The organism is Sphingobacterium sp. UBA6645, assembly GCF_002455685.1.
Lineage (GTDB): Bacteria > Bacteroidota > Bacteroidia > Sphingobacteriales > Sphingobacteriaceae > Sphingobacterium > Sphingobacterium hotanense.
Window position 1 is genome coordinate 1 of sequence record NZ_DKLH01000034.1, and the last position, 22,560, is coordinate 22,560.

A 22,560-nucleotide genomic window follows, 5' to 3' on the forward strand; every position below is an offset into this window, starting at 1 on the left:
CCAAGAATTCAGCTTGATCCACAATAAGTATTGAGAAATACTAAGCCCAACAACAGGAGCCCGGTTTCATCGAACCTTAGCCACGCTAATCTAATTTTTAATTCTATGTTGAAAACAAGGTCCGAACAATATCAGACCCCCAAAACCAAACAGAGACGCTTAAATAGAATTTATCGAAAGTTATTTTTCCAGAATATCTTCTAACGTTTTTAGAAGCTCCTCTTCCCTAAGGTTAGTAGCGATAGTCACACCCTCTGGGTTTAATAAAAAATTCTGGGGAATTCCTCTAACATGATACAATTCAGCGACCTTGCTTTGCCACCCTTCAAGATCGGGAACCTGTACCTAGATCCACTTAATCCCCCTAAACAATCACAAATTGGATATACCTTTTATCTGTAGCACATCAATCTCTATGATCAAACCATCCCTCAATTTATCTTTCTTTTGAAGAAATCTTGAATCAACAGAAATAACTTTCTCTTCAATCAATAATACCATCTGATTTGAAGAAAAACCGAATTCTCCCCTTATTATCCTTGAGATTTTTAGATTGAAATCAAATGGGTAATTGATTTTAAATATTAATTTGTCGTGCTGATTGCTAGTTAATGTTGCAAATGATTCCCCCTGATACACTATATCGTATTCAACACTTCCAAAATCAAATTCAAGCGAATTTATCTTTGCAATTTCCTTTGAAAAGGCGTATCGCCAAGCTGTATCAATATCGTTTTCTAAAAATTGATCAAATAGATCGTTCGTTATTAGCTCTGGTTTACTACGCGATATTATTGTCGCATTGTAGCTTTTATCACATTTATTACAGTTGTAGATCAGCCAAACATCAATACTCTTTTTCTGCGCATTTATACGAAACCGGTCACTACAATAAAAACTCGTATTATGGCATCGATTACATTGTTTCTTTAAATAGGGTGTGTTTTTGACTTTTACCTTCAGTAGATATTCTTGAATCATTACTCTTAAAATCGCTTAATACAATTTTGTGGACTGCAGATTATCCATGCGGTAGTATCTTCATCGTATGAATATCAGAATGCTGAGAATCATCGTAATGAAATTGATTACTCTTGCGAGTAATGCCAACGATGCATGAATAATAATTTAATAGGAAACCAATCGGGGTTGAGTAACCCCAAGAAAGAATCAGCAGCCTGTGGTTTATGAGGCTGTTATTAAGCTACTATAAATTTAAGAATCGATCCCAAAATATAAGTGATATATGTCCTAATACGGATATACTTATTGTTCGACAAAACGACAAACGCCGAAAAGTCCGGTAGTAATAAGAACTCAAGATATCATACAAGAGAAGAAGCTTTTTCGTATTTTTAAGTAAGCATTCCTAACGATGTTAGTATCCGATAAAGAGGCTATACAAACCTTTTGGATAAATAATTTTATTAAAAACAGGATTAGATGCAAAGCTATTCCCTATACGATATAATACCACATACTAAACAATCCGTTGGTTATTTCGTCGGCATATTTGAAAATACCCCCGACCCTAATATTGATTGGCCGCTTCGACACGATTTCTATTCATTGGTCTGGTTCACCAAGGGAGACGGAATAAATGTGATCGATTTTAACGAATATGAGATTTCTGCAAACAGAATTTTTACTATCAACCCTACACAAATCCATAACTGGAAATACTCCACTGATACTTGTGGATATTTTCTTCTTATTGATGCCCCAAACGCAAAGCAGTTAAACATTGACTTTACGAATCCTTTCATTGATCTGAAAGCCGAAGATATTCGTTTTATGGATGAATTTTTTAAACGCATGCTTTCCGGAAACAACCAATTATCTGCCATCGCATACTTGCTTTCGCTTCTCCAGACTTCCAAAAATGATGTTCGGAAATCCGATACAACTATTTCCGAATTAAAGAAACTCATATCGGAGAATATTGATAAAAACCTAAGCATTAATCAATATGCAGAAGAACTCAACAGCAGCGACCAGCTTTTGAATCAACTTTGTAAGCACGAAACGGGCATGTCGGCAAAACAACTACAACTGCAACTGAAAATCACCGAAGCAAAACGCTTGTTACTCTATTCTTTTTTCAATACAAGTGAAATCGCTTTTAGATTAGGATTTGAAGACAGCTCTTATTTTTCTAGAATTTTTAAAAAGAAAACTAATTTTACGCCCTCCCATTTCGGGAAAAGTACCTAAAAACTAAAGGTAAGTCCTAACCATCTTGATGCTATACAAACTAATTTTACTTAAAAAAATGAAATTAGTTGTAATAACCTTGCTTTTGGCATGGAGCATAGATGCCATCGGACAAACAAATTCGAATGAGATGCAATCACAAAGATTTATGTTGGGTTGGGAAAAACTCAAAGAAGTTGAAGGAGAGGCAGGAGAAAAAGTAATCAATAGTTTAAAGGATATTTCGCCGGATTTAGGGAAATTCATCATTGAGTATGCATTTGGCGATATTTATGCAAGAGAAACCTTGGACATGAAGTCAAAGGAAATCGCGGTAGGGGCAGCTTTGATCGCGATGGGCAATGCCGAACCTCAGTTAAATGTTCATATCAACGGAGCGTTGAATACCGGAAGCACAATCAACGAAATAAAAGAGGTAATCTTACAAATGTCTGTCTACTCTGGATTTCCGAACAGCATTAACGGAATAAATGCGCTTAAGGATGTACTCTCCGAAAGGCAAAAGAAGGGAATTTATGACGATGTCGGAAAATCGGAGACCCAGAACACCACTTCCGACCGACTACTGTTAGGCGAAAAGGAGCTATCTGCATTAGACAGCACGCAAGTTGAAAAGCTGAAGAATGCATATGATGATTTTTCACCCGAATTGGTTAGAGACACACCCTCCTTCCCAATGTTGTTGATATTTTTTCTCGAGACAATTTAAGTAAAAATCATCGTCAGATAGCCACTATTGCAGCTTTAACAGCATTGGGAACCGCTAAACAACAATTAAAGTTTCATTTAAATGCAGGATTAAATACTGGCTTAACAGAAGATGAAATAAAAGAAACGATGTTGCTGATGAGTATTTATGCTGGTTTTCCCTCAGCAATCAATGGCACTAATGCATTGAAAGAAGTACTATCAGAAAGAGAATAATAAGTGGCTAGAAAATCTTACTACCAACTTCGACCTGCACTTCTTCTTTACCCCATACAAACCCTAATCAAAACCCTTCCCGAAGGGTTTTGATTGGGGTTTGTATGGGGTATGTAATGGGTTTGAAAGGGGTTTAAGTAATCGAAGGCTCGCAGAAAAAAAGATGATTCTATAAACCCAAATCACCTAAAACAAGAGGAGCTGTCTAGTTACGACAGCTCCCTTAGATTCCCTTTTTAAGGACAGTATAATTTCTAGATAAGTCTTATTAATTCTTCCTGTCTTTCACCCTCAATTTTTAAAAACTTTATTTCGATTTTGTTCCTATTGCTTTGGCAAACGCAATAATTCGATCGTGCAGATAAGACGTCCTTGCACCATTAACCTTGCTGAAAATCTGAATATATTGACCAACGTCTATCGAGGAAACGCCATCGTTAGTTTCCAGTTTCAATTTTTTCTTTGGTGTCAGCCGGATAATATGGCCTTCTTCGTCTTCGTCTAACTGAATGTCTTCAATCCAAAAGTCGTTTTTCAAATTCAAGTACACGGTGTGTTCCTCATCGGTATCCTCGTCATAAACCGACAAAATAGCGTCGCCATTTGTATTTTTTATCTCGAATGACATACCACTAGTCAAGTAATATTTCGACAATGCATTGATCTGCTCCATCAGTTCCTGTTGGGCATTAGCTACTGAAGCCCATGAAGTAAAAATTAGGATAAGAAGCGGACTAAAAAGATAGTTAATATTTGTTTTTGCATTCATAGTTTTGAGTTCTAATTGTTCAGTACTACAAAATTACCATGAATGAAAGAGCTGAGAAATAGCTAGTTCTAGTTATTTTAGAAAGAAAAGCCCTGAAAATTGGAGGTATCAGAGCAATATTACAATGGAAATCAGCCTCAATAACTGTAAATTAGATTAACATGCAGAAAAGCAAATTCGATTAGCGCTTATTCAGTGTTTCTATCATCCTATATAATTCGATAACTCCTCTTTCCTCGCTATTTTCGATACGCGCAATTCGTCCTCGCATATCATAATCTATACGAGTATTGCCGATTTGGACAACCCTCCCCCTAAGATCATAATCGACACGCTGGTCACCAATACTTGCTACTCTTCCACGAAGGTCGTAATCGATACGCTGATCACCAATCCTTTCCACACGTCCGCGGAGATCATAATCAACATCTTGATTACCTATTCTATCTACGCGGCCACGAAGATCATAATCAATATCCTGATTACCTATTCTCTCCACACGTCCGCGAATGTCATAATCTATATTCTGATCTCCAAGCTTTACGATCCTATTTTTAAGGTCGTATTCGATTCTTTTATCGCCTAGTTGAGTAAGTCTTCCGTGAAGATCGTAGTCTAGCCTATAATTTCCAATCATGCTCACCCTATCGCTTAAATCGTACATGATCCTATGATCTCCAATCTGCGATAAGCGCCCGCGCAAATCGTAGTCTAAGTGGTTATTCCCAATTCGACTAATACGTCCAGATAGATCATATTCTACATGCCTATTCCCATCTTTGCTGGCTTCACCCCAATATGATGGAACTGTATTTTTTAGGTTTCCTCTCTCGTCTAGCAGAATTTTGACATTCCCTTGCTGAACAGCGATGACATTATTATTGATAACATCGATAAGTTCTAAGGAGATATTTTGCGCATGTAAGCAGCTCGATAAAATGAAGAGTAGGAATGTAAAAACGAGAGATTTCATATAACAACTTGAGGTTAACAACTATCAATTTGACAGTAGAAAATGCCCAACGTTTAATGCTGAATTTCGGATATTGGAATTTTATATGGACTGAATATTTAAACGATTTAAAGGTTATAAATGTTGAAGACATTCAAGAAACTATTCGAAAGGCGATTAACTTCGAAAATCGATCTTTTAATGAAAAACGTATCCTTGTAGATGCGTTGAAAAATACGAAAGTTATTGTTTAAGGCTAAAGGATTGTAAATACTGCAAACCATCCTAGACTTTCCAATACGCCAGGCAAGGCAGCCTTATCCTTCAATTCAATAATCCGGGAAGCAATTCGCTCTTGCTTGGCTAGAATAGAAGATACCATACCTACCTGTTCTGCCGATATCCAATATGGGCGATGCGCAGGCCGGTTTCTGCTATCCACCACGCCCAATACAAATGCAAAAACTCGCTTTTTATCTCCCGCCTCTAATCCCAATACTTCAGCCATCATAATCAATGAAGCATGCTGCATGGATACAATACTCGAACCAGCCACCGCATGCGTGCCGGAACCTCCCGATATGATCTGATAAGAACCCGTTCGTTCCAATCAAGGAATCAATGCTTTTGCTAAGGCAGCATGACCTGTAGCGAGACCAACAAATTGATCGTTCCAATCTTTTTCTGAAACCGTCCAAAGCGGGCCACCCGTCCACCAACCACCTATACAGGCTATTACGTGATCTATTGCCCCATACTGCTCAGTAATTTCCTTCGCAATAGTTTCCGCAGAATCAAAACTCGTATAATCACCAATAACAAAAGATAATCTATCGGTATCCCCTACTGCTCCTAAAATGGACAATAAGTTGTCGCGGCTTTTCTCCGAACGAGAAGGAATAATAATTTCACCATTTGTTTTCAGGTAAGAGCGGAGAATGCCTTCACCAACAGACCCTGTTCCGCCAAAAATCAGAACTTTCTGTCCACTTAAATCTTGGATTAGATCCAAGCCATCGCCAATAATTCCCATAGCTATTAAATAGTTAAAGTGAATTATTCATAAACGAATCTCGAAGAGTTATTCGTGAATCTAGTCTCAAACCAAGCGAAAAAAAGGCACTAAAGCAAACCATAAAATATACATCAAGGCAATAGCCATCATCCCATCGATACGATCAGGCTTGTTTCTCTTTCGAATAAAGTTAAGGAACATCAGTAGGAGGAATCCTCCATGAACAGCCGCTAGATAGATGAAATTACCATACGCGTCTTTAATGAGGTCGATTTGGTTCAACAGAGCGACTGAAATCAACGACATCAAAACAAATAGCCCTGCCAGATAAGTCCCTCCTGTTTTACCTAAGCGCACGACCAATGTGCCTTTGTTCGCTGCCTTATCAGCCTCGTAATCCGGAACTCCCGCCATAATTATCGCAGGGATAATGGAGAAAAATAAAGGAATCCCTAATAGCCATGGATAGGAATGATTGAAATCCCCACCCTGAAAGATAAAACCACAAAGAATGACAGCGAAGCTGTGGGTAAATCCCACGATTATTTCTCCTAATCCATGATAAGAAAACTTCAACGGTGGAGCGGTGTACGAAATGGCGATCCCAAACAATAAAACAATGCTTAACAGTATCGTTGGAAAGCTGCTAACGGAGATAAACCCTAAAAGTATAGTGGATAAACAGAGCGCAACAAAAAGTCCTTTCATCGCTCCGATCAATTCGTTATCCGATATCACGCCGTTGACCAAAACTCTAGAACCGCCCGAAAAAGGACCGAAAGATCGATTTAGTTTGTCGGTCTCCTTGTCGTAATAATCGTTACTAAAGACGGTGATCACTTCAATCAAAAACAAGACGAGATAGCCCAATAAAAAAACAGTCCAGTTGAAGGAATCATATAACTTTGCATAGGCAAACGCACCGATGCCGTAAGCAAAAAAGGTCATTGGATAAAATTGCAAACGGATGGCCTGTATCCATGGCATCAGCTTTTGTAGAAAGCGTTCTCTGGCAGTCAGTACGCCATTACGGAGCGCATAGCCTTGTTGATATACCTTTTCCAACCAAAGGTCCTTCTGTTGTTGAGTAGAGTGCTTTATGGGGCTCAGAAGCATCTTGCGAACAGGGCTAACGCCGCAGAACTTAAGCGTAGCATTTTCCATCGAACGGCGCGAGGGTGCTCCATTAATAATTCGATCAATTAGCACCGGCGTATCCATCGTAATGATCAATTGTGCCGTTCTGGGCTTTAACAGTTTCTCGAAAGCGTCCGGTTGGATTTCATAAAATGCGAAGCCTGGCACAAATACCCGATCAACAAAACCTTTCATCAGTGCAGGCATATTGCCCCACCAAGTCGGATAGACGAAAACAAGATGGTCGGCCCACTTGATCAATTCCTTCGCCTTCACTATATCAGGCTCCGTAAATTGATGTTGAGGCGATGGAACTAATACATTCAACTCAAAATCTAGATCTGATAATCTCAGAAACTGAACTTCGGCGCCTGCCGCCTGCGCCCCGCGAGTGTAAGCATCGGCCAAGGCCGAACAATAGCTGTCCGATCGTGGATGTCCCAAGATGACGAGTACCTTCATATAAAACTCTTTCTTATAAAACAGGCTGCTAGAGAAAGTGTTTAAAATCAATGAAAAACCTCGTCCAGTAGATTATCCCACTTGCTTATTCTGTAAGTAATGGAGAATGGCTTCTTGTGATGAAATGCCTGCGCCGGATTCGATTTTACCGTTCTGTCCATCACATAAAATCCAGGTCGCACTAAGATCATCATTGTTCTGAATTTCTAAATAGTGCAATATTTCCTCCTTATGATCCTTATTGGAGATAGGGAAACAAACTTCCACGCGATGAAAAATATTGCGATGCATCCAATCGGAAGACCCGAGATAAAGGAGATTGTCTCCTGAATGAAAGAAGTTGAAGATTCGAGAATGTTCTAGATAGCGTCCAACGATTCTCTTGACACGTATATTTTCGCTCAAACCTTCCTTTCCAGCTACTAATCGGCAGATTCCGAGAACGATCAACTCAACTTTCACTCCGCTTTGCGATGCCTCATAGAGCTTATTTATTAGGGATTCTTCTTCCAAATTATTGAGCTTGATTCGGATCAATGCCTTTCTGCCATGTTGGGCTTCGCTGATTTCGAAATCTATAAGCTTTATGAAATAGTCATATAAATTAAAATGAGCAACCAACAGTTGCTTAAAATCAATTTTGTCTTCCGCGTTTTTCCTTCTATTCAGAGATAGAAAAGAGAACAGACTATGTAGCTCCTGCAATATCTCTTGATCGACAGTTAGTAAGGAATGGTCAGTGTATTGTTTGGCGGTATTCTCGTTTAAATTACCTGTTGACAGTAATCCATAATACCGATTACTTCGAATAACCAACGCTATTTTAGCATGCACTTTAATCTTCGGAATGCCGTAGGAAATCTGCACGCCTTCTTTCGCCAAGCGCTTTGCCCATTGGATATTATTATCCTCGTCAAACCTTGCTTTCAACTCAACAAAAACAAATACCTTTTTCCCATTTCTCGCTGCGTTCAGCAAAGCGTGGCCAATTTTAGAATCCTTCGCCAAGCGATAAACTGTTGTATAGATATGTGTTACATCAGAATCTAAAGCAGCTTCATTAAAAAAGCGGACAACGGTGTCGTAGGAATGATAAGGTGTATGAAGCAGGATATCTTTCTTTTCCATTAGCTCACAAACACTAGCCTCATTTAAATCTTTTATGAGAATTTGAGCATGCGGAGAATATCTCAACTTCTCTTCAGTAATCGGAAAAGCAAAGAAATCCTTCAGATTATGATACTGCCCCCCCTGCCATTGCATTCGACTTCTTTAGTTGCAGAAAGTCCAATGCATTGTTTAATTCTTCCTTGGGTAGATCAGCGGTGTAGAGAAGCCTTGTTGCTAATCCGAAGTCACGCTTCTGCAATTCTTTCATTAGCTCCTCACTTAAATCGGTCCCCGCCTCCTCTTTAATATTAAGTTCCGCATTTCGCGTCACCTTAAAACTTGATATATACTTGATGGCATTGAAGTCACCAAGCCCACCGATAAAGTGCTTAATAATATCGTCGATAAAAAATACGTACCGCCGACCATCATGCGTTATCACCTTGAACCGAGAAATGTGATTGCTTGGAATATTGATGATAAAACGACGATCGTCGGAGGACAGGATAAAAAAGTAAATATGGTTGTTCTCCGGAAAGAATGAGATAGACCCCTTCAAATCCATAATATGCAGATAGGACGCAATCTCTACATAGAAATAGGTTCTAAGCTCTTGGATTGCAAAATCAGGAAGCTCTTTTCCGTAATTTAAGATGATGCCCTCCTCGCCTAGCGAAGGGATAATGTTCTGCACTAAAATACTTCCGAAGCGCTTTTGTTGCTTACGGATAATGCGTTTCACGCTCTTAAAATGATTGGAAGTATTAGGGTTATCGACTAGCTGCCTATTTTTTTTATCCAGCTTTCGCTGCCCAAGCAAAAGCGGCATCCGAACCCGATAAAACTCATCTAGATTAGAAGAATAGATTGCCAAGAACTTCAATCGCTCTAATAAAGGCGTGCTCTCCTTAGCTGCTTCTTCGAGTACACGCTCATTAAAGTATAACCAACTTATGTCTCGATCAATAAACAGAGATTGTTTTCCTTCCTGTGTTTCCATATCTAATAATTTGCCTTACAACAAAGCAGGAGCAAGTTAATCGATATTTTTAGGAAAAATGTATTGATTGCTATCTAAATGGGAAAATCTGCTATCTATCTTGGATTTGCTTTCCGCGCCATTTCAAATAGCTCAGGACCAATATGGCAATATCCGCCGGGGTTCTTATCCAAGTATTTCTGATGATATTTCTCGGCGGTATAGAAATTCTTTAAGGGTTCTGCCTCGACAACAACCGGTGCGTTAAATCCTTGGGCAAGCGTTTCTAGCTTCGAAAGGATTAGCTGCTTCTCGCTCTCATCAACAAAATATATCCCTGAACGATATTGCGTCCCAATATCATTCCCCTGTTTATTCAAAGTTGTAGGGTCAATTGTTTTTAAGAAAAGATCAATCAATAAATCTAGTTCAATAACTCTCGGATCATAAATAACTCTAACAGTCTCCGCAAAACCGGTCTTTCCAGTCGTTACTTGTTTATAAGAAGGTTTATCAATATTGCCGTTCGCATAGCCAACTTCCGTTTTAGTAACTCCGCGAACCTGCTGAAAGAAATGCTCGGTTCCCCAAAAACATCCACCCGCAAAGTAGATTTCTTTCAAATCTTTACTTATAGGTTCTAATTTATCTGTATTCTGCGCGTCCGCATATCCGGGTGTTTGCTTATTAGACATCAACAGAAATCCGCCCACGAATGACAACAGCAGTACAATAACAATAGTCGTTTTCATATTTCTTTGTTTAATTGAAGTTACTCTTTCATAGCAAAATCGCTAGAATCCAGAACTTTAGTTTCTATTCAAATTTAGGAAATTCCTATTAGTAAAAATTATTTTTTAAAGAATAGGTTGATATAGTTTCTCTGCTGCCACAGGGTTGTCAATAGCGGGCATAAATTTGCTTCCATCAAAAAAATTATCAGAATGAGTACAGAAACAATCGAACAATTCTATGTTATTGGTATCAGCACGAGAACTTGCAATAAAAACGGACAAGCAGCAGAAGATATCGAAGCACTATGGGTGAAGTTTTGGAATGAAAACATTCAGGAACGGATCCCTAACAAAAGCAGTGAAGACATCTATGTAGTCTACAACGATTATGAATCTGATTTCAACCATCCCTATACGACAATTATCGGCCGACCTGTAACCTCTTTAGAGCAAATCCCAGATGGTTTTGTAGGAGTTACCATCGAAGAGGCAAAATATGAAAAGTTTGTATCCAAAGGAAAAATGCCAGAGGCAGTCGGTAAAACATGGTTTGAAATATGGGCAAACACAGATTTAAACCGCGCATACAAGGCCGACTTCACTGTTCATGGAAAGAAATATTATGATGGCGACCAAGCGGAAGTGGAAACTTTTATTTCAGTAATGGATTGATAGCAGCTTAAGAATACCACTCCCTACCTTATGTGTTCAAGGTTAATCTTGATATCTTGAGGTAGGGCTTTATTTTATGCAACTTTCAAATGGACGACTATTACTAGTCTCTAAAAATCCTTAACTCACGAAAAGACCAATAATAACCTTTGAACTCATATAGGTTAATATCGCAATAATCAATACGCCGATAATAGTCAATACGGTTGGCTGTTTATAGTCACCAACGATATCCGGCCTGTAGGCAGCAATCAGCATAACCGCTAGAGATAATGGCAGGATAATTCCATTTACGGCGCCCGCGATAATTAAAAGATCAACAGGCTTCCCAACCAGCATAAATACCAAGGTCGAAAACAGAATGAAAGCAATGATTATCCAGTTTTCGTATTGTGCAATCTTTGTATGGAAAGACTTTAGGAAAGAGACTGAAGTATATGCTGAGCCAATTATGGAGGTGACTGCCGCAGCAAACATAACAAGTCCAAAAAGCTTATAACCGAAATTGCCAGCCGCCAGCTGAAATACCGAAGCCGTAGGATTGCTCTGGTCAATTACCAAACCCTGACTAATGACACCTAATGAGGCTAAAAACAGAAATATACGGATAAGGGAAGCTACAGAAATTCCCATCACCGCACTCCTATTCACACTGCGAAGGTTTTCTTTCCCCTTGATGCCGGCATCAATCAAACGATGCCCTCCAGCGAAGGTAATATATCCGCCAACCGTTCCGCCAACAAGGGTAATGATTGCCATGAAATCTATTGTCGTTGGAACCACAGTTCTTAGTGCTGCCTCTTTTACTGGAGGAGCGGATATAACAGCAATACCAATGATGACAATTATCATGATAAAGCCCATGATCTGCGCAAATAGATCCATCGCTTTGCCCGCCTGCCGGTTAGCAAAAACCCCGATTGCTAAAACTGCAGAAATAATAGCTCCGGTCGTAACATCCAGCCCTACTAAGGCCTCCAGTCCTAAACCTGCACCCGCAACATTGCCGATATTAAATGCAAGGCCTCCTAACACAATGAGCAGAGCCAGGAATGCCCCAAGCCCCGGAAGGAGTTTGTTGGCAATATCCTGTGCCCTCATCTCCGACATGCTGATAACCCGCCAAATATTCATTTGCACTCCGATGTCAATCAGGATAGAAATCAGAATGACAAAGCCAAAGCTTGCACCTAATGATTGTGTGAAGACGGTCGTTTGCGTCAGGAATCCTGGTCCAACGGCAGATGTAGCCATCAATAATGCTGCACCGGGTAAGGCTGATTTATTTATATTTTTCATCGAATGCTGATGTCAAAATCCGTTAATTGTTGATAAATTTGCTTTGCAAATTCAGCAGCACCTTCATGATCTCCGTGGATACAAATGCTGTCGGCCTCGATGGGAATAGCATCGCCACTGCGTGTTATTACTTCTCCCGTCTGCAAGATGCGAATTATCTGATCGACAACCTCTTCTGGGGTTTTTAAAATCGCGTTAGGTTCCGTACGTGGAGTTAAGCTAGCGTCAGCTTGGTAAGTTCGATCGGCGAAAACCTCATGGAATACCGATAAACCCTTTTCCTTTCCTGCCCGCGTCAATTCACTACCGGAGAGCCCGTATAAGATAAGGGAAGAGTCAAACGCATAAATAGCATCTGCTATGGCTTCTGCATATACCCTATCTTTAGCGGCGAGATTATAAAGCGCTCCATGCGGCTTTACATGGTGTAGTTCAGCACCTCTCGCCCGAGCTATTGCCGATAGCGCGCCGATCTGATACAAAACCGCAGCATAGACTTCTTTCGGACTCATAAATAGATGCCGACGTCCGAAACCCGCTAGATCTGGATATCCAGGATGTGCACCGATATTTACGCCATGCGGAATAGCTAAATCTATCGTGTTCATCATAATGATTGGATCTCCTGCATGAAATCCACAGGCAATATTCACAGAAGAAACATATGGCATAATTGCCGCGTCGTTTCCCATAGTCCAAGAGCCGAAGCTCTCGCCCATATCACAATTCAAGTCTATCAATTTCTTAGCTTTCATATTTTAGTTTTACGCCTTGTCTTAGTTTATTTATTTCCTGCTCTTGCTCCAACAAAAGGTGCTGAGCCTGTTGCATGCTAATTTCTTCAAATCGAATTTGCTCGCCCGGCTTCAGTTGAGCCAGCAAGGGTAAATCGACACTAGCGACGTGTCCAATGATCGGATATCCCCCTGTCGTCCCATGATCGGCCATTAAGATAATCGGCTGCCCGTCGGCAGGAAGTTGAATTGTTCCATAAGCAACTCCGGAAGACAAAAGCTCTTCCTTATCTCTTAAGGCTAGCGCTTTAGATTTTAATCGATAGCCCATTCTATCAGATGCGTTGCTTATCTCAAAGGTCTGACTAAACAGATCCGATAAACTCTCCCCTTCCAAACGATCTGTATGAGGACCTGCCATTATTCGGATCCTGCGGCTTGCGAGATTCGGATACAACGAACAATCCATCGACCAGTTGAAAACAGACTGACCCGATTGCAATGATTTCAAAAAGGAAATCTGATTTCCTTTGACGAGTGCCTGTCCATTTACCCCCCCCATCTTCCCATTCATGTAAGTCGCACGACTTCCTAAAACAAGCGGAACATCCAACCCGCCATAGAAACAAATATAAGCTCTACAACCATTGTCTTCCGCTTTGCCAAATGAAAGAACCCCATCTTTAGGAACATAAATCGGTTTCCACATAGCTATTTCCTCACCATTCAGCTTAGGAAAAAGATTAGTGCCTGTAATGGCGATGAGCTGTTCCCGATCAAATCGCAGGCTAGGCCCCGTCCAAGTGCATTCAATTGCCGCGTCCGCTTCATCATTCCCTAAAATTATATTTCCCAATCGCAATGCCAATCGATCCATCGCACCGCTCACCGGAACGCCATAGCGTTGGAAACCCCAACGACCCAAATCCTGAACCGTGCTCAATAAGCCAGGCTTTATGACGCTAATTCCCATCTTTTTCCATGTTATAATTCTCAAACTTCTCTTGCGTAATCGCATGAAACTTCACGCGATCGCCAGCACTCAAGAAGGATGGCTGCTCTCGTTCTATATCAAATAAAACGATTGGGGTTTGCCCGATAAGTTGCCAGCCTCCCGGTGTTTCCATCGGATAAACGCCCGTCTGCTCCCCAGCAATACCCACAGAACCTGCCGGAATTTTTATTCGTGGTGTCTCCCGACGCGGTGTAGATAATATCTTATCCATCCCTCCCAAGTAAGGAAAGCCTGGAGCGAAGCCAATCATATAAACCAAATATTCGACATCGGTATGACGCTCAATGATTTCTTCAATTCTAAGGCCCGTATGCTTGCTAACAACAGCTAGGTCAGGACCATTATACCAAACCGGAATAACCTTCGGCTCCAAGTATTCTATTTCTAAAGTAAAGTTTTCTTTTAAAATCTCATTTGTTAAGTCAACCAATCGATCATAAGAAATAGTAAGCGGATTATAATGCAATGTCAATGTTGTATACCCAGGCACCGCCTCTAACATGCCGGGGATCTTGCGCTCTGCCAGTCCTGCTGTCAGTTGTCTAATTCGCGAATTGATTTCCAGAGTAATGGTTCCCCCGAAATCAACGACCAGCGCGGTATCACCTAGGTGATAATAATTCATATTTTCTGCCATGCTATGACTATTACAAATGGATTAAAAATTAACGCCAAATATTGACGTGCTGCACGGTCGTATCCTCACTGAAATGATTTGCTAATGCAGCTACCTTAGACCGGATCAGCAGCTTTCTACCTTCCATATTCTTTGTGAAGATTAATTGACAGGAACCGACCTCTTCTCTCCAAAAGTTGGCAAAGTCATTGGCCAATGCTGCGCGCTTACCCAGCATTTCTGGAACGGCATGGTAGTCATATTGCCTCAGCACCTTGAGGGCAAGACTCTTCCGGACGATAATATAGCGTGGCGAATTAATAGGTTCAACGACCTCTTGAATCATCTGAACAAACAAGGACTTTTCGTAAGTCGTTCCTCCATCCAAATGACAGAAGACAGCACCTTGACGATCTGCATAAGTTAACACACGGAGATCCTTCAAACTCGTTGTGAAGATTCTGCTTTTGCATAAGGTTTTGATCAGTGCATTACCGATCTCGTAAATATCCTTGGTTACATCTCTGTATTTGGCATAGTATCGGAAAGTTTTAATAGCCCTCGCAGAAAAAAATACCGTTCCTACACCAAACATACCCAACATCAGCGTTCCTCCCGGTGCCCCTAGCCATTTCATCAGTTTCATCGAGATCTGCGTGCTCCATTCCAAATAGAACACGACGGCGGAGCCAAGTGAAGCAGTCATATTTCCGATCGTCCTTTTCATTTCTGCAGCCTTCATTCCTTGGTAAGCGTCAGGCTCAACAAACGGCAGTTTTATTTCCTCCAGCAACTGAGTTCCTTCGGCTATAGCGGCCTGCCATTTATTTGGAAGTCTGCTACGTTGCCCAGCTAATACAAAACTGCGCCCATTAAACTGCGTAATGTTCTCCTCGTTTACCTCGGTCGGAAAACTGATACGGGAAAGACCATTCTCGATGCCACCACGCTCATCTTCAACCAACCCGACGAAGTTGCGGAAGCGACGTCGCAATAAGGCAATCTCTTGCCCGCCATCAACAACAGTCGAATCGACACAGGCGATATGCCATATGTTACTCGTCTTATCCGGAACATTTAGGTTCGTGCGGATAGCCCTGCCGCGCATTTGATTGGATGAGACAAATGATCCCACAACAGAAGCCAAAATAAGGCTATTGATTGCTGGCGCATCCCATCCCTCCCCGAGCAATGCCTTCGTACCTATCAAAATCTCAATCTCACCAGCCTCAAAAAGACGCGTAACGATGGCGACCATCCAATCACGACTTTGATCGGTAACCTGTATAATGTAGTAAGATGTATCGAAGACTAGCGGCTTTATGTTTAACGCTTCGCTATGTCCAAACGGGCTGTATGCCTTCTCTAAGGAATCAACCGCTGTTTGCGGAACAATAACAATAGTTCCGGACAAGACGCCGATTTTCTTTTGGTTTCCATTATTCCTTCTTAATTGTTCAAAGATTGGCAGTACACCAATCTTACGCAATGGAATCGTATTTTCAGGCGTATTGGCTAAATATTCCTTTCGCACGAAATCTGTGAGGATGACCTGTCGCAGGCTTCCTCCCATAATTCCGAATTCGAAATTACTAATCTGTTCAATCGCTGTTAATTTACTGACACTCGCATGTAGATGCTGGAGTATCTTAGCGCCTTGTTCAAACTTAATACTTCGCCGCTCAACTATCCCTAAGCGTCTCAAGCGATTCAACATTAACGTTCGTTCTTCTTCAAACTCGTCTTTAAAATGACCTTTATCCTCGAAAAGATAGTTGCGAAGCAATTCCTCCATCCAGGAAAAGTCCAAATCAGGAAGTTGTAGGCTGTCATCGCGATGAGGGATCCCTAATAATTCAAAATGCAATGGGCTGATTTCAATCGATCTTGATCTCAGAAAAATTAAACAGGCCGAGTAAAATGCTAAGTTCTCATGTATTTTAAACTCATTTCCTAGCGGATCGACGATAGATGGATGCGTAGAAATTGCTCGGATAAGACTTTCATCATTCTTAATTTCCTCAAAAATCTCAACAGCTTTAGTTCTGTAGCTGCGAATAAGCTGAAGTTCCTCGGCCGACGGTTGGCAACAATACACGTAATCTTGGTGCGGACATAAGTCCCCCTGTTGAATAAGTTCAGGTACAGTAATCTCGGCGTCTATAGGACCGTTTAGATCCAAATATCTGCTCCACTCCGTACCGGATACATCATATGGTGGGGTTGCAGTTAATCCTACCATTTTAGGATTTATAGCTTTCTTTAACCGATCTAGCGTTTGCCACCATTCATTTTTTAGATGGTGGGCTTCATCCAGAATAAAGGTCTGTACACCCTGCCCTTGTAGACCTGATATAATCTTGGGTAGGTTCAGAAAGTTAGAGCGTGTCTTTTCAACTATATCCGTTTCATCGACATAATCCAATGTGAAGTTTCCTTCTTTGCGATCGTTGCAGGCAGCATGCAGGCCCTGATAGGTCACGACAGTAATACGTTTCGGATGGCGGATATCTTTAGATATGTAGTCAGGCAGCTCTTGCTGTTGCACGAATAATTCCGTAAAGCGCTGTATCCATTGGTTTCGGATGGCGAGCGTGGGTGCTAATATTAACGTTGGTTGGCCTAATCGAAGAATTACCTCCAACCCAAGAACGGTCTTGCCGGAACCTGGAGGAGCGATTACGTGCAAATGGGAATCGTCCATATGAGATGACAACTCATCGAGCACGCGTTGTTGATAGCTACGCCATGGATATCTGAATTTTATATTGGCGGAAAACACGCTCATTAATAATAATTTTTCTAGGGTTTAAGATACAGAAACGACAGACTTGAAACAAACGAATAGGTTGTACAAATATTAAATCAATAACTCATTAAGGGCAACGACGCCTTCACATTCTATATTTCTTTTAAATTTTAAAATTATTATTCTGTATATTTATGTTTGTCGCGCATCAGGCGCTACAAAAACGATATAACCGAAATCTAAACTTAAATGACAGTCTCAGATCGAGATTTATTCCATTTAATACAGACTGATAATCAACGAGCACTAAAGGAGCTCATGGATCGGTATTGGCGTCCTATGTTCTTAATGGCAGAATCTGTACTGAACGATAGTGCTACTTCCGAGGAGATTGTGCAGGAAGTGTTTATCAATATTTGGAATAAACGAACATCGATACATATTACCCATTCCATTAAAGTTTATCTTTTCGCCTGCACACGCTACCAGATCTATAGGCAAATCCAACAAAAAAGAGCACCTCATGTGGATATCGATCAATTTAGTCAACTCGTTCCAGACCCCTACGACCCTCAACAAGCGCTGGAATATCGAGATTTACTAGATCGGCTAGAAACACTGATTAACGAACTGCCTCCCCGCTGTAGAGAAGTTTATAAGCTAAAGCGCGAAGACAACCTTTCCCAAAAAGAGATCGCCGAAGCGCTTCAGATTTCTAGAAAGTCGGTAGAAAACCAATTGACTATCGCCCTGAAGAAATTGCGAGCCGGATTGAGTAGGTATATATGGTTATCAACCTTTTTATTGTCAACTGTTGGGGGATTGATCTAAAAAAGCGCTCTATATATGTAAACCTAATATTATGGAGCATTCAATTTTAAAATCCATTATTAATATTCTTTCACGAAAAGCCAAAAAAGAGGATTTATCAGATATTGATAGCGAACTCCTCGAGACTTTTCAGAAAGATGAATGGCAATTAAAATACGGTGCTCAAGAGGATGTCAAAAACAGAATTCAGCAAGCCGTCCATGCCAAAACAATAGAAAAGATCAGCCGTCCGAGTCTTAAAACTACCCTATTGAAGATTGCAGCGGTCATAATCGCAACCTTTTTTGTCGGCTACCTCTTAATGAAACAGGATAATGAAAAAGCGTTCATCTTAAGCGAAAACCACCCTTCCACAGTTGAAACTCCCGGTTTAACAACTTCTGATGGCACATACAAAGATCTCCAGACGATGAAGATTGGAGAGTCTTTCTCCAACAATAAATTTACCCTCGTAAAATCTAAAGCTGGCGTGCTCCGCATAGAATCTAACGACAACTCGAATGAAATCATTCAGATTAACATTAAAACAGCGGCGAACGAAAATTACATTATCGAACTAGACGATAAAAGCAGAGTAATACTTGATGTAAATAGTGAACTATCCTTTCCGAGCCGATTCATAGAAAACAGTCGAATTGTTGCGGCAGAAGGACGAGCATACTTTGAAGTTCAGACAAATCCGTCAAAACCTTTCATTGTAAAATCGAGCAAAATAGAAGCCATTGTAACAGGCACTTCGTTCGTTTTCTGCAACAAAAGGGATGAAAAGACAGCGTCTATATCTCTTGTGGAAGGGAGCTTAGAAATCAAAGGCAATAACAACTCCAAGAAGCTTAAACCAGGACAAAAGGGACATTTCAGCCAAGATGGAATCCAAATATTATCGTTTGATGAATACGAAACATTGGCCTTCACACGAAACGAATTTATCTTTAATGATCAACCCATCAACGAGATCATGAGCGTTCTTTCTGATTGGTACAACATGGAATATAGCTTAAAGAACATCAATCCAGAGGCCTTTCACTTCACACTCAAGATCGACCGAAACAAAAGTATTAAAGAAGTATTAGAGATAATCGAGATGACGGGCGATCTGCAGGCCTCGATTATAGGGAACAAAATAATAATCGGTTCCAAGAAATAATATCCTATTGTGTAAATCATAAACCTAACATAAAAAACATGACAAACTCCATCCTTATCAGTAGCAGCATCTTCGCATTGCTCTTCGTAGGACTACAAAAGCCTCCTCAGATTGAACAAGCATCCCCAACCACCGAACATTACCGATCGGAGAAAAAAGGGCCTTGGATTGATCTTTTGGCTAATAACTCGCTAGACGCCTGGCACCAATACAACGGATCAACCATCAAAGGTTGGAAAGTGGAGAGCGGCATGCTTTCTACAACCGGAAAAAACGGCGATATCGTAACAAACCAAGAATTTGAAAACTTCGAATTAGAAATGGAGTGGAAAATTGAAAAATCTGGCAATAGCGGCATATTCATCTATGTGGTTGAGCACCCGGATAATAAATATATGTACCAGACCGGTCCCGAGTTTCAAATCATCGATAACGAAAACTATCCGCAAAAACTGACCGAGCAACAGAAGACAGGTTCGATGTCGGATGTCATCGCCCCGAATCTTTCGCCTTTAAAACCCGCAGGACAGTGGAACAAAACACGTATCGTATCGAAAAACGGAAATGTTCAGCATTGGCTAAATAAGAAACTGATCCTTACCTACCAGATTGGATCTCCAGCGCTGAAAGAACAGATTGCCAAGAGCAAGTTCGCCGCACTGCCTTATGCCAAGGTAGCAAAAGGTAAGATAGGGATTCAAGATCACGGCGATCCTGTATATTTTAAGAACATCAAAATACGCGAAATAAACTAAACCTAGAATAACATGGAAAACAACTCAAGAAGAGACTTTATCAAGAATGCCAGTCTGTTAACTGGATTTACTATTGTTTCAAATACGGTCCTCGGCAAGAAATTTGGACATATTGCGCCCAGCGATAAACTGAATATTGCAGGGATTGGCGTCGGCGGTATCGGGAGAAGAAACCTCAACAATATGAAAACAGAAAACATCGTTGCACTATGTGACGTAGATTGGAAATATGCATCAAAAACCTTCAACGACTATCCTAAAGCGCAGCGTTTTAAAGATTGGCGCAAGATGTTTGATGAAATCGGAAACAGCATTGATGCGGTATGCGTAGCGACGCCGGATCATACGCACGCCGGTGTAACGGCCCATGCGATTACCCTCGGTAAGCATACTTATACACAAAAACCATTAACTCATAATGTGTATGAATCCAGATTGTTGACCAAATTGGCAAAACAATACGGCGTAGCCACACAGATGGGAAATCAAGGTAACTCGTTCGATTGGTGCCGTGAAATTGCAGAATGGATACAATCGGATGCTATTGGCGAGGTATATGAAGTGCACTGTTGGACCAACCGTCCGATATGGCCTCAAGGGTTGATGAAACCAAAAGAGGGCATGCCGATTCCTAAAGATTTAGATTGGAATCTATTCTTAGGTCCTGCCGAGCATAGGGAATATAATTCGGTGTACACACCTTGGAACTGGAGAGGTTGGTACGACTTCGGAACAGGTGCTCTTGGGGATATGGCCTGCCACATCATGGACCCAATTTACTGGGCATTGAACTTGAAGTACCCTACCAAGGTAAACGGAAGCTCTACCCTAAGTAATCTTTATTCTCCGCCTCATGCAGAGATCGTGAAATATACATTCCCGGCACGTCCAAAAGCAGGCAAAGTGAAAATGCCGGAAGTCGACGTCTATTGGTATGATGGTGGATTGCTGCCAGACAGACCAAAAGAGCTTGCGCCAGGTATGATGATGGGCGATCCTGATGGCGGTATCATCTTCGTTGGTAAAAAAGGAAAAATCATGACTGGTTGTTACGGAATGAATGCTACGCTCCTTCCTGTGGAAAACATGAAGGATTTTAAAAAACCGACGCCATGGATTCCTCGCGTGAAAGGCGGAAATGGAGATATCTGGAAAACGGATGCACATGAGCAAGACTGGATCAGAGCTGCAAAAGAATCAAAAGAAAACCGCACGGAAACCAGTTCCAATTTCCAATTCTCTGGTCCGTTCAATGAAATGGTGGTAATGGGCGTGCTAGCAGTACGACTACAAGCGCTCCACAGGGAGTTGCTTTGGGATGGTGAAAACATGAGGTTTACCAATATAAACCCTAATGATGAAATTAAAGTAGTTTCGGTTGATGAGTTCAACGTGATTGATGGCCACCCAAGATTTAACCGTCAATCTATAACGCTTAATGCCGCACAAGCTGCTCAGGAATGGATCAATAAGCCTTACAAAAACGGATTCTCCCTACCACCGATGCCAAAATAGGGCTCAACGTTTTTAGTAACAACAAATAGATTTATCAATAAGAGAAGGCTGCCCATTCGGACAGCCTTCTCTATTTTGTTTGCGTTTCAGGAAATACGTTAACAGCCTGTTTCTTGCCAAGCGTATCTGTATTCAATTACCCTCAGGAATGAAAGGTATTCGAAACTGCTTTGACACAGAACCCTTTCAAAGCCCTTTCAAACCCAATATAAACTTAATTCAGAACCCTTTCGAAAGGGGAATGATAGGGGTTTAAAATGGGTTATATAGGGCTGATATTGCTTCTAGGTCTGACTAGCTTTATTTACTCCGCTCTTTAAAACCTTTTCCCTCAAATATTCGAGATGGGTTTCCGCGATCGACTTGTATCTGTTGTTCCCAATTCGATCGCTTGGCACTTGCCTGAGCCGATGATTTTAGCGCATCTACTTTTTCTTGTATTCTTTTTACCGCTAATTGCTTATTCTGCAGTTGTGAACGCGTATCCATGACCTGTACAGAAATTCCTGTTGGCTTATGCATTGCCCGCACAGCAGAGCTCACTTTATTGACGTGCTGCCCTCCTGCTCCGCTGCTCCGCATCGTCTGAAAGACGATATCGCTTTCCGAAATTCCATCCAAACGCTCCAAATCATCAACTTGCTGTACTGCAATAAACCAATTTTTACGTGGATGCTTCGGACGAAAGGGACTTTCACATTTCCACTGTATCGTACCAATCCATTGCGATGCAAAACGAACGCATTGCTTCCCCTTCACTTCCAGTAAAATAGAGGAAGCTAAACCTTCCGAACGTTCTTCTTGTAGGACTTTGAGTTCTATTTCTAAGGCATTTGCTTCAAGCAGCATCAGTGCAAAAACATTCGCTACTGCCATGCAGCATTCTTTAGGGCCTCGCCCCGAGCTTATCTGTAATTGTATCTTCATCCTT

The 22,560-nt window shown here is 41.1% G+C and carries 23 protein-coding genes; 8 read left to right on the forward strand and 15 right to left on the reverse strand.

Translation table 11 applies throughout. The features are described 5' to 3' along the window. Positions 1–372: 372 nt before the first annotated feature. Complete coding sequence (locus B2400_RS05505) at positions 373–981, reverse strand: DUF1062 domain-containing protein (protein WP_286650693.1); 609 nt, start codon at positions 979–981, stop codon at positions 373–375. A gap of 462 nt (positions 982–1,443) precedes the next feature. On the opposite strand from B2400_RS05505, the gene B2400_RS05510 reads away from it, so the two are divergent. From B2400_RS05510 to B2400_RS05520, 3 genes are read left to right on the forward strand one after another with little or no spacing between them, the layout of a single operon-like run. After that, the gene (locus tag B2400_RS05510; RefSeq protein WP_293931670.1) at positions 1,444–2,214 is read left to right on the forward strand and encodes an AraC family transcriptional regulator; all 771 of its coding nucleotides are present in this window, start codon (positions 1,444–1,446) and stop codon (positions 2,212–2,214) included. A gap of 58 nt (positions 2,215–2,272) precedes the next feature. Then, a complete protein-coding gene (locus tag B2400_RS05515) occupies positions 2,273–2,923 on the forward strand; it encodes a carboxymuconolactone decarboxylase family protein (RefSeq protein WP_293931672.1) in 651 nt (216 codons plus the stop codon). Between the two features lie 26 nt (positions 2,924–2,949). Continuing rightward, positions 2,950–3,138: a carboxymuconolactone decarboxylase family protein gene (locus B2400_RS05520; protein ID WP_286650695.1), complete on the forward strand. Its 189-nt coding sequence runs from the start codon at positions 2,950–2,952 to the stop codon at positions 3,136–3,138. Positions 3,139–3,445: 307 nt separating this feature from the next. On the opposite strand, the gene B2400_RS05525 is transcribed toward B2400_RS05520, so the two are convergent. The 8 genes from B2400_RS05525 to msrA form a co-directional block, all read right to left on the reverse strand. Beyond that, positions 3,446–3,907 (reverse strand): hypothetical protein, encoded by a 462-nt coding sequence (locus tag B2400_RS05525; protein WP_286650690.1) that lies wholly within the window; start codon positions 3,905–3,907, stop codon positions 3,446–3,448. 181 nt (positions 3,908–4,088) lie between these two features. After that, the gene (locus tag B2400_RS05530; protein WP_286650689.1) at positions 4,089–4,880 is read right to left on the reverse strand and encodes a hypothetical protein; all 792 of its coding nucleotides are present in this window, start codon (positions 4,878–4,880) and stop codon (positions 4,089–4,091) included. Between the two features lie 235 nt (positions 4,881–5,115). Beyond that, positions 5,116–5,469, reverse strand: a complete 354-nt coding sequence (locus B2400_RS05535) for a hypothetical protein (RefSeq protein ID WP_293931675.1) — start codon at positions 5,467–5,469, stop codon at positions 5,116–5,118. Next, complete coding sequence (locus B2400_RS05540; protein ID WP_293931677.1) at positions 5,470–5,892, reverse strand: SDR family NAD(P)-dependent oxidoreductase; 423 nt, start codon at positions 5,890–5,892, stop codon at positions 5,470–5,472. It lies immediately after the preceding gene. Positions 5,893–5,958: 66 nt separating this feature from the next. Then, positions 5,959–7,473, reverse strand: a complete 1,515-nt coding sequence (locus tag B2400_RS05545) for an NAD(P)H-dependent oxidoreductase (RefSeq protein ID WP_293931679.1) — start codon at positions 7,471–7,473, stop codon at positions 5,959–5,961. 72 nt (positions 7,474–7,545) lie between these two features. Next, the gene (locus tag B2400_RS05550; RefSeq protein ID WP_293931681.1) at positions 7,546–8,736 is read right to left on the reverse strand and encodes a phospholipase D-like domain-containing protein; all 1,191 of its coding nucleotides are present in this window, start codon (positions 8,734–8,736) and stop codon (positions 7,546–7,548) included. Beyond that, entirely contained in the window at positions 8,708–9,583 is an 876-nt protein-coding gene (locus B2400_RS05555) for a hypothetical protein (RefSeq protein WP_293931683.1), read from the reverse strand. The genes B2400_RS05550 and B2400_RS05555 overlap by 29 nt, the downstream gene beginning before the upstream one ends. Before the next feature lie 95 nt (positions 9,584–9,678). Beyond that, positions 9,679–10,314, reverse strand: a complete 636-nt coding sequence (msrA, locus tag B2400_RS05560; protein ID WP_149526508.1) for a peptide-methionine (S)-S-oxide reductase MsrA — start codon at positions 10,312–10,314, stop codon at positions 9,679–9,681. 192 nt (positions 10,315–10,506) lie between these two features. On the opposite strand from msrA, the gene B2400_RS05565 reads away from it, so the two are divergent. Then, positions 10,507–10,968 (forward strand): GyrI-like domain-containing protein, encoded by a 462-nt coding sequence (locus tag B2400_RS05565; protein WP_293931686.1) that lies wholly within the window; start codon positions 10,507–10,509, stop codon positions 10,966–10,968. A 120-nt stretch (positions 10,969–11,088) separates the two neighbouring features. Here B2400_RS05565 and B2400_RS05570 read toward each other — a convergent pair whose 3' ends face one another. From B2400_RS05570 to B2400_RS05590, 5 genes are read right to left on the reverse strand one after another with little or no spacing between them, the layout of a single operon-like run. Continuing rightward, complete coding sequence (locus tag B2400_RS05570; RefSeq protein WP_293931688.1) at positions 11,089–12,267, reverse strand: NRAMP family divalent metal transporter; 1,179 nt, start codon at positions 12,265–12,267, stop codon at positions 11,089–11,091. Beyond that, a complete protein-coding gene (locus tag B2400_RS05575) occupies positions 12,264–13,022 on the reverse strand; it encodes a LamB/YcsF family protein (RefSeq protein ID WP_293931690.1) in 759 nt (252 codons plus the stop codon). Before B2400_RS05575 ends, B2400_RS05570 begins: the two co-directional genes overlap by 4 nt. After that, on the reverse strand, positions 13,012–13,974 hold the full coding sequence (locus B2400_RS05580) for a biotin-dependent carboxyltransferase family protein (protein ID WP_187773859.1): 963 nt from the start codon (positions 13,972–13,974) through the stop codon (positions 13,012–13,014). The genes B2400_RS05575 and B2400_RS05580 overlap by 11 nt, the downstream gene beginning before the upstream one ends. Beyond that, positions 13,964–14,641, reverse strand: coding sequence for a 5-oxoprolinase subunit PxpB (gene pxpB, locus B2400_RS05585; protein ID WP_149527720.1), 678 nt, complete (start codon positions 14,639–14,641; stop codon positions 13,964–13,966). Before pxpB ends, B2400_RS05580 begins: the two co-directional genes overlap by 11 nt. A 40-nt stretch (positions 14,642–14,681) precedes the next feature. Then, positions 14,682–17,420 (reverse strand): DEAD/DEAH box helicase family protein, encoded by a 2,739-nt coding sequence (locus B2400_RS05590; protein WP_293931693.1) that lies wholly within the window; start codon positions 17,418–17,420, stop codon positions 14,682–14,684. A 210-nt stretch (positions 17,421–17,630) separates the two neighbouring features. Here B2400_RS05590 and B2400_RS05595 point away from each other — a divergent pair, with 210 nt between their 5' ends. From B2400_RS05595 to B2400_RS05610, 4 genes are read left to right on the forward strand one after another with little or no spacing between them, the layout of a single operon-like run. After that, positions 17,631–18,212 carry an RNA polymerase sigma factor gene (locus B2400_RS05595; protein ID WP_149526514.1) on the forward strand — a complete coding sequence of 194 codons (582 nt, stop codon included), beginning with the start codon at positions 17,631–17,633 and terminating at the stop codon, positions 18,210–18,212. Positions 18,213–18,243: 31 nt separating this feature from the next. Further along, the gene (locus B2400_RS05600; protein WP_293931695.1) at positions 18,244–19,359 is read left to right on the forward strand and encodes a FecR family protein; all 1,116 of its coding nucleotides are present in this window, start codon (positions 18,244–18,246) and stop codon (positions 19,357–19,359) included. A gap of 38 nt (positions 19,360–19,397) precedes the next feature. Further along, complete coding sequence (locus tag B2400_RS05605; RefSeq protein ID WP_149526516.1) at positions 19,398–20,114, forward strand: 3-keto-disaccharide hydrolase; 717 nt, start codon at positions 19,398–19,400, stop codon at positions 20,112–20,114. A 12-nt stretch (positions 20,115–20,126) separates the two neighbouring features. Further along, the gene (locus B2400_RS05610; protein ID WP_149526517.1) at positions 20,127–21,629 is read left to right on the forward strand and encodes a Gfo/Idh/MocA family protein; all 1,503 of its coding nucleotides are present in this window, start codon (positions 20,127–20,129) and stop codon (positions 21,627–21,629) included. Positions 21,630–21,929: 300 nt separating this feature from the next. Here the strand turns inward: B2400_RS05610 and prfH are convergent, their stop codons facing one another. After that, positions 21,930–22,556, reverse strand: coding sequence for a peptide chain release factor H (prfH, locus tag B2400_RS05615; RefSeq protein ID WP_293931698.1), 627 nt, complete (start codon positions 22,554–22,556; stop codon positions 21,930–21,932). Between the last annotated feature and the right edge of the window lie 4 nt (positions 22,557–22,560).